Annotated in this window: 5 protein-coding genes; 2 read left to right on the forward strand and 3 right to left on the reverse strand. The window is 65.9% G+C overall.

Annotation, left to right across the window (positions count from 1 at the left end; all coding sequences use genetic code 11):
• Window positions 1-482: 482 nt before the first annotated feature.
• Entirely contained in the window at window positions 483-3,764 is a 3,282-nt protein-coding gene (locus VMJ11_RS13900) for an adenylate/guanylate cyclase domain-containing protein (RefSeq protein WP_325619973.1), read from the reverse strand.
• Window positions 3,765-4,040: 276 nt separating this feature from the next.
• On the opposite strand from VMJ11_RS13900, the gene VMJ11_RS13905 reads away from it, so the two are divergent.
• Together VMJ11_RS13905 and VMJ11_RS13910 are read left to right on the forward strand one after the other, a co-directional pair.
• A complete protein-coding gene (locus tag VMJ11_RS13905; protein ID WP_325619974.1) occupies window positions 4,041-6,269 on the forward strand; it encodes a SulP family inorganic anion transporter in 2,229 nt (742 codons plus the stop codon).
• A 228-nt stretch (window positions 6,270-6,497) separates the two neighbouring features.
• Window positions 6,498-6,722, forward strand: coding sequence for a hypothetical protein (locus VMJ11_RS13910; protein WP_325619975.1), 225 nt, complete (start codon window positions 6,498-6,500; stop codon window positions 6,720-6,722).
• Window positions 6,723-6,730: 8 nt separating this feature from the next.
• Here the strand turns inward: VMJ11_RS13910 and VMJ11_RS13915 are convergent, their stop codons facing one another.
• Window positions 6,731-7,972, reverse strand: coding sequence for a cystathionine gamma-synthase family protein (locus VMJ11_RS13915; protein WP_325619976.1), 1,242 nt, complete (start codon window positions 7,970-7,972; stop codon window positions 6,731-6,733).
• Between the two features lie 136 nt (window positions 7,973-8,108).
• Window positions 8,109-8,234, reverse strand: coding sequence for a hypothetical protein (locus VMJ11_RS13920; RefSeq protein ID WP_325619977.1), 126 nt, complete (start codon window positions 8,232-8,234; stop codon window positions 8,109-8,111).
• Window positions 8,235-8,414 lie beyond the last annotated feature (180 nt).

The following is an 8,414-nucleotide window of genomic DNA, read 5'->3' on the forward strand; positions in this document are numbered from 1 at the left end:
AATACGCCCTGGAAGATCTGCTGGAATTCGCGTGGGGTGGACACTTTGCTTGGGCACAAGCATAGGGCTAGCCGGCCGGTGCCGGCTGTAAGGAACCCCAACAGTGGTGCTTCCCGCTGCCAGGGAGACTGTCATGGTGGCAAACGTCATATGCCCGAATATCCCGTCGGGTCATGGAAAGACTCATATCGACTCCGTGTACCTTGACGGGGTAGTTGACGACGGAGGTGGCATCATCATTTCCCTGACCAAAAACGGGGGGCGTCGTCGTTACACGCGTACCGCCCATCGAGCCAGTGAAGGGGACGATGACGGAAGTGACCAGCCTTGTCGCTGATCGGCCGGCATCTCTCATCACGCCACTCTCCGCAAGTGTTTGCGAAAGCGGGGGCCGAGCGTCCGATGGTTTCGCTCCGGTAGACGCTTGCCGTAACCTCGATCGGCCGGATGGATAGGCACGCTGTGCCGGCGTGATATTCGTCTCAAGCGGCGAGCGCTGCATCGACCGCGGCCAGGTAGTACCGAAAGCCAGCTTGCAGCAGCACAGCTCGTACGCGCTCGAGCTCGCATCGAACGGCTTCGTCCGCAGGCTCCTGCACGGCGCGAGCGAGCGCGCGGCCGCGCGCCGCGAACAGCTCGGCCCAAGGCAGCGGCTCGAGCCGCGTGTAGTCCTCGAGTGCCGCCACGTAGCGCAGCGCGCCGGCCGGATTGAGGGCCGATAGCATCGCTTCGATGGCATCGCGGTAGAACCAGAGGTGGTTGTGGCCGACCGCGCCGAGGCGTAGGAGGTCTTCGCCTTCTGCCAGGAGCCGTGCACGCTCGTCATCCTCGTCGACTGCGCGGGAGAGGGCGCCCAGGGCCTTCGGCGCGCAGAACTGCGTGCCCACTTCGCGCGAGATCGCGAGCGCTTCACGAAGCGCCTCCACCGCTTCGCCGCGGCATCCGTCGTTCAGCCATGCTCGTCCCTGCATTTCCAGATTCTGCGCTTCGAAGCGGCGCGCGCCCAACTGCCGGATCACTCGCATCTCCTGCACCAGATGGACCCGCATAGCCTGCGCATCGCCTAGCTCGCAGCAGGCGAACACGCCGAGCGTTTCGCCCAGCAATTGCGCACGCGGTGCCCCGATCAGCTCGGCGGCGCGCACGGCGGCAACGGCGTCTTCGCGCGCCTGCTGCGCGTCGTTCAGATAGATGCGGCTAAAGCCCTGCATTGAACGATTGGCGACTTCGATACGGCCGAACCCGTGCTCGCTGCTCAACGCCACGCAATCGCTGAAATTGCGGAATGCCGTCCGCATCCGCCCCTGCGCGTACGCGGCATCGGCAATGCCGCCGAGCGCACGAGCCTCCGCCTCCGGCAGGCCGAGGCGCCGCGCATAGGCAAGCCCGCGTTCGTGCTCGGCGCTGCAGGCATCGATCTTCCCGAGCGGAAAGAAGATGTTGCCGCGCAGATGATGAAGGCTCGCAAGCTCGGCTACCCGGTCGTCGCGTTCGGCGATTCGCTGTGCGGCCGCGAGCAGGTCTAGCGCTTCGTCGAGACCTTCGCTCACGCGCAGGCCTTCCGCAAGCCCGAGCTGGCAGCGGCACAGACTGGCGTCGTCGGGAGCAGCCGCTAACGCCGCGCGATACGTGGCGATCGATCCCGCGATGTCGCCGAGGTCGCGCTGGAGTTCGCCCTTGCAACAACTCAGGGCGTGGCGCTCCGCGTCTGTCTGGGCGATCTCGAGGCCCCGCTCCGCGAGGCGCAGCGCGGCCTCGACCAGGTGGGCCGCGCGCTGCGCGTCTGCGGCGGCCAGATAGGCCTGCGACGCGTGTTCGTCCTCGGCGCGGTCTAGATGCTGGGCGTGCAGCGTGGGGTCGCTATGCGCGAACCAGTCGGCCGCGCAGCGGTGCAGCTCGCGCCGGCGCGCGCGCAGCAGCGTCGAGTACGCACCCTCCTGAATCAGCGCATGGGCGAACAGGAAGTCCTCACCCTCTGGCAGCACGAGCGCATTGGCGAGCAGGCCGTCGCAGACGTAGCCGGGATCGTCGATGAGGCGCCGCAGCAACGCAATGTCGAAACGCTGGCCGATTACGGCGGCCGCCTGGAAGGCCAGGCGGTCGCGCGGCGCGAGCCGGTCCATCCGCGCGAGCACGAGGCTGCGGATCGAGGCGGGCACAGCGCTGCCGCTGCCTTCCTCGGCGTTGCGCAACAGCTGCTCGAGGAACAGAGGGTTGCCGCCCGCGCGCTCGATGCAGGCGCGCGCGACACGCTGCGTCGCGTCGATGTAGTTGCCCGCGAGACTCAGCGCCTCTTCCTTTCGCAGCGGCCCGAGATCGATCGTTGCGAACGGGGTATCGCGGCAACGCGCGCGCCACGTCGCATCGACTGGATCGCCTTCCACGCGCGAGGTCGTCACGAGGAGGCCCGGGCCGTTCGCGATGCCCGAGGCGAAGGCCGAGAGATAGTCGAGCACTTCGGGGTCGGCCCAATGCAGGTCTTCGACAACGATCAGCGTTGCCGCCTGCCTGCACGCGTCGTCGGTCAATCTCGCGGCGAGCGCCTGCTTGCCCCGCTTGCGCGCACCGTGATCCATCGCGTCGTAGAGGCCTCGCCATTCGCCCGCGGGCGGCAGGTCGAGGAGGTCGTGGAGAAACGCGATCTGCTCGGCCTTGAGGACGCCCTCAGCGGCGAGACGCGCTGCCGCGGCCTGCCGCGCGTCGCTTGATGCGCCGGCCGGCAGGCCAAGCAGGCTATCGATGATCGCGCGCACGGGATCCTGCCCCTTGCCCACGCCGAAATCGAGCACGAGGGCCCGATGGACCACGAAGCCCTGCGACTGCGCATAGCGGCGCATCTCGTCGACGAGACGCGTCTTGCCGATGCCCGCCTCGCCGCGCACATGAACGACGTGGCCGGCCCGCGTCGCGACGCACGCGTGGACGATACCGTGAAACTGCTCGAGCTCGGCCTGGCGTCCGACGAAGCGGCTCTGACTCGCCTTCGCCGATTCGCTCACGATGGCGCGCAGCCGCCAAACCCGCACCGACGTGTCGATGCCCTTGAATGGCTGCTCGCCGATTGCGTCGCAGACGGCGGCGTCGCCGAGCGCGCGCACCACGTCCTCGGAAAGCCAGGTCTCACCGGGCGCCGCTGCAGCCTGGAGCCGGGCTGCCAGGTTCACCGGATTGCCGGTCACGGTGTAGTCGCGCGCGTCGACGCAGCCGAGCGCGCCAGCGACCACCTCGCCGCTCGCAATGCCGATATGCGCCTGCAACCTCCTCGATGCCTGCGCGCTCAACTGCGTCAGCGCGTCATGGATGTCGAGCGCCGCGCGTGCCGCGCGCAGCGTGTCCGTCTCGTGCGCGCGGGGGGCGCCGAACAGCGCCAGCACCGCATCGCCGATGTGCCTGTCTGTCGTGCCGCCATAGGCGAGCACGATGCCGTCGACGAGCGCGGTGTAACCGCCGATCAGCGCGCGTAGCTCCTCCGGATCGAGCGTGCCCGACAGCGCCGTGAAGCCGCAGAGATCGGCAAAGAGGATCGTGACCTGCCTGCGTTCGTCTACGGCGAGGGGCGCCTGCGCCACCGCCGGGGCCGCTGCCGCCGAGTCCCGTGCGGCGGCAGCGAGAATGCGCTTGCGGTGGCCGAGCGACTGCACCCCGAGTTCCTTCAGGTCCGTATCGGTCAGCTGCGCGAGCAGCGACAGATCGATGTCGTTCGCCGCGAACGTTCGCGCGTACTGCTCAAGTCCCAGGACGTGAAGCCATTGCTCAATATCCATGTTCGCCGCCTGCATACAATGCCGGGCGGCACGCGCCACTCCGCCGCCCGGGGCCGCTTCCGGCTCCTTCCCATGGGCTCCAGGCGTTCAAAAGGCAGACGAAAAGTGCGCGCCGATTGCCGAAGCGAATGGCCGCGAGCCTCTCGGGGGATCGTGCCGCTGAATACCCAGTGTAGGCGTCTGCAAGGGACGGCGTATGGCGTTTGACAGGCTTTCAATCGAGGATGGATACTGAAGCGCTCCCCATCGCGCCGCCGTATTCCACCGGGAATTCACGTGAAGCCGGGCAAGACCGTTTCCGTCTCCGACGTTCCGCCGAGCTCGCGCGTCGCCGGGCTGCCCGGCGATCTGGTGGCCGGGGCGGTATCGGCGCTCGTCATGCTGTGCTACGCGATGAGCCTCGGCACGATGATCTTCAGCGCCGATCTCGCCCGCTACGCGATTCTCGGCGTGCCCACCGCGCTCGTTAGCTGCGTCGTCACGGCGCTCGTGATTGCCTTGACGAGTTCGATGCGCCTGAACATCGGCGGGCCCGACAGCAATGCGGCGGCGTTTCTCGCGGGCGTGGCAGCAGGTGTCGCGAGCAGCGTGCGCGCGGACGGCGGCTCCCCGCAGACCATCCTCCTGACCGTGCTGATCGCGATCGCGCTCTGTTCGCTCGTGACCGGCATCGTGCTCTACGCGATAGGTTCGTCGAGGCGCAGCCGCTCGCTGCAGTTCCTGCCTTACCCGGTCCTCGGCGGACTCCTCGCCGGCACGGGCTACCTGCTCCTCGCCGGCGCGTTCCGCGTGATGACGGGCGAGTCCCTGCAATGGCAAACGCTCGTGCTGTTGACTCATCTTCACTGGTTCGCGTGGCTCCCCGCGCTCGTCGTAGGCGTGCTGGCCACCCTCCTGATGCGCACCTGGAAGCATGTCGCCGCGCTACCGCTAACGCTGGCCTTCGGGGTCGTCCTCTTCTACGTCCTGCTGCGCGCCGCGGGCCTGTCGATCGACGAAGCGCGCGGCATGGGGCTGTTGCTGCCGCGCGTGACGCTGCGGCTCACCGGGCTTCCGGAGCTGCACCTGACAGCGCAGCTCGCGCACGGCGGCATCGACTGGCCGGCGATCGCCGCACACCTTCCAGAGAGCCTCGTGGTCACGTCGGCCTCGGCTGTCACGATCCTGATGAATGCGACGGCAATCGGCGCGGCGACGGGGGAGGAGGTCGATCTCAATCGCGAGATGCGGGCAGCGGGGCTCGCCAATCTCGCGAGCGGGCTTTTGGGCGGAATGGTCGGCTATCAGTCGTTCAATCGCTCGATGCTCAATGCGCGCGTCGGCGCGACGAGCCGGATGGCGGGCGTGTTCGCGTCGCTCGCGTGCCTGGTCGTGCTTGCCGCGTCGCCCGGTCTCGTGGCGCTCTTTCCCGTGCCGGTGCTCGTAGGCCTCCAGCTTTTCATGGGGCTGCGCCTCCTCGTGCATTGGGTCGTCGGCGCCTATACGAAGCTCAATTGGTACGAGTACCTGCTCGTGCCCGTCATTCTCGCGACGATCGCGGCATGGGGCGTGATCGTCGGCGTGGTCGCAGGCGTCATCGCCGCGTGCGTCATGTTCACGCTGCTCTATGGCCGGGTCAGTTGCATACGCATGGAGTTTGACCTCCGCACCCGGAGATCGAATGTCGAGCGCAACATCGAAGAGACCGAATCGCTGCGTGGACTCGGCGCACAGGTGTGTGGAATGTGCCTGCAAGGGTTTCTCTTCTTCGGCACGGCCAATACGATCCTCCAGCGCATACGCGAGCGGCTCGCCGCGCGCGATCCGGCACCGGTCCGATTCGTCGTGCTCGACTTCGCGTCGACCCAGGGCATAGACGCGTCGGTATCGATCACCTTCGTGAAGCTGCGGCAGCTCTGCGCAGCAATGGACGTGGACCTGGTCTTGACCGCACTGCCGCTGCGCTCGCGCGATCTGCTGACAAAAACCGGCACGCTCAATCTGCGGATTCGTGAATTCGACACGCTCGATGCGGGCCTGGAATGGGTTGAAGATCAGTTGCTCGCGCCAAACGCGTTGGCGCCGAAGCGCGGTGATGACCTCCACGCGATGCTCGCGCCGCATTTTTCGGCCAGCGCGCTGAACACACTGTCCACCTGGCTCGAAGTGCGCGACCTGCCAGCCGGCCAGCCACTGTTTCTGCGCGGGGAACCGGGCGATGCGCTGTACATCATCGAGCGCGGCCGGCTCGCGGTCTCACTGCCGCTCGGAAACGGGCGGTCGATGAGGCTGCGCGTTTGCCTCCCGGGTACGGTCGTTGGGGAAATGGCCGTATACACGCAGCAGCCGCGAAGCGCGGACGTGTTCGCCGAGGTGCCGACACGTGTGCGCCGGCTGTCGCTGGCTGCGCTCGCCGCTCTCGAGCAAGACAATCCCGCTGCCGCGCAGCAGTTTCATCGCTTTCTGGTGAAGGTCATCGCGTCGCGGCTCGTCCTCGCCACTGAGGCACTGCGCGCAGCCTACTGAGCAGCGGCGGCCCGGAGATGGTGTTCGGGGCAACTGCCGTGGGGCTTGGGAGGCGGCCGACGCGGTCGGGGCCGGTAGCGAGCACGAGAGGAACGTGCATGAGCAGCGAGAGTCCCGCTATCCGATAGTGCTTGACGTCTGGCCAACCGGTCTTATCGCGTGCCGCAGTTCACGTCGTTCAGCCGGATACTGTACGAGTGCGTCCCACGCGACGGGTTGCAGCGTGACGTGCGCCAGTTTCTTTCCCTTTCGCCAGAGAATGAGCCGCTCGGCCTCCTCGCGATAGCTGCGCTGCGCAGCTTGCGATTCGTGCAGCGCGAGCCGGATCTGCACGGCCTCGAAGTCGTTGGCGGCACCGACCTTCTCTTCCTTTCCGAAGAGGCTCGAGGCGTACCGGTTGGTTGTGTTTGCAAGCCGGTGGAGCATACTGCCCGCGGATTCAAATATCAATGATCCGGACGTTACGCCGCAAACTTCAGCGCCTGCGAGAAATCCGCAATCAGGTCGTCGATATCCTCAATGCCCGCAGACAGCCGCAGCATGCCGTCGGATATACCCATCGCCTTGCGCGTGTCCGCCCCGGCTTCGAAAAAGATCGTCGGTGCGACGGGAATGATGAGCGTGCGTGTGTCGCCGAGACCGGTCGCCTTGATCGGCAGCCTGAGCGCGTTGACGACCTCGATCATGCGCTCGGCGTTGAGCAATTCGAACGACAGCAGCCACGACGCGCCTTTGAAGAGCGCCTGTGCGGTCTCGTATTGCGGATGACTCTTCAGGCCGGGATAAAACACCTTGCCGATGGCTTCGTGTCCTTCGAGAAACTGCGCGAGTGCGAGCGCATTGTCGCTGCTTTGCTTCACACGCAAGGCGAGGGTTTCCGCGCCCATCGCGATGGAGTGCGCCTGCTCGGATGACAACGCCGCGCCCATGTCCCGCAGGCCCTTCTTGCGGATCTGCAAAAGCCCCTGATCCTTCGGCGCCGAACGCCGGTAGTCATCGGCGATATTCGGATAAGCGCCCCAGTCGAACAGGCCCGTATCCGTCACCGCGCCGCCAAGCGCGGCGCCATGGCCCGCGATCGTCTTCGTCAACGAGTTGATGACGAGGCTTGCGCCAACCGCCTTGGGCTTGAACAAGGCGGGCGAGGTAATCGTGTTATCGACGACGTACGCGATGCCGCGCTCACGACACGTGTCGCCGATGCCTTGCAGGTCGGGAATCTGCGTGCCCGGATTCGCAATGGTTTCGACGAACACCATGCGCGTATTCGGCCGGATTGCGTTCTTCACGTTCTCGACGTCGCATGCGTCGACGGTCGTGACTTCGATGCCGAGCGTGCGCAACGTGCCGAACAGGCTGTTGGTGTTGCCGAACACGTAGCGGCTCGATAAGAGATGATCGCCCGCGCGCAGGAGCGTGAGGAACGTTGCCGTGATCGCAGCCATGCCGGTGCTGAAGCAGACCGTGCCGGCACCTTCTTCGAGGCTCGTGATCTTGCGCTCGAGCGAGGCAGTCGTGGGGGTGCCCTGCCGTGCGTAGTTGAAGCCGCCTTTCTTTGTGCCCTGGAACACGCCGATCAGATCCTCGACGCGCTCAAAACCATATTGCACGGACGTATGAATCGGCTGATGCACGCCGCCGTGCTCGGTGCCCGCGATCCTGTCGCCGTGGACGATGCCTGTGGTAAAGCCTTGCTTGCTCATTGCTTCATTCTCCGTTTCTCAAATCTATGACGTCTGGCAGTTTATCTCCTGTAACCCTGGGCCCACGCAAGCTCGGGTGCCACTGCTCGCCCCTGGCGTAACCATCGAATGCTTTCCGAAGGCGTTAGTGGCGTCGTCAAATCCACGACCGGTACGGCGCAGCCGCCTGGCTCGCCAGTGTCTGCAGATCGATGTGAGGGGCATCGACATAGCGGCGCGCCGAAACGATGGGGGCGTTGCTGTCGGGGTCGCGCGGCGACACGTGAACTGCTCGAAGCTGGCGCCGGGGAGGGGGGCAGTCATTGGTGGTCGTCACCATGCTGTTATCTCTGTGCTCAATATATGCACATCTATAGCAAATCCCGGACGAGGCACGAGCGTCTGTGTCAGCTAACAATATGTCCCCAATTTACGACAATGATTCGCGGGAACGCCGTTTTCC

It is taken from the genome of Paraburkholderia sp. (assembly GCF_035501035.1).
Classification (GTDB): domain Bacteria; phylum Pseudomonadota; class Gammaproteobacteria; order Burkholderiales; family Burkholderiaceae; genus Paraburkholderia.

Excerpts from the sequence above, each read along its gene's own strand:
- VMJ11_RS13915 (WP_325619976.1), bottom strand. The coding sequence starts at position 7,972 with ATGAGCAAGCAAGGCTTTACCACAGGCATCGTCCACGGCGACAGGATC.
- VMJ11_RS13900 (WP_325619973.1), bottom strand. The coding sequence starts at position 3,764 with ATGGATATTGAGCAATGGCTTCACGTCCTGGGACTTGAGCAGTACGCG.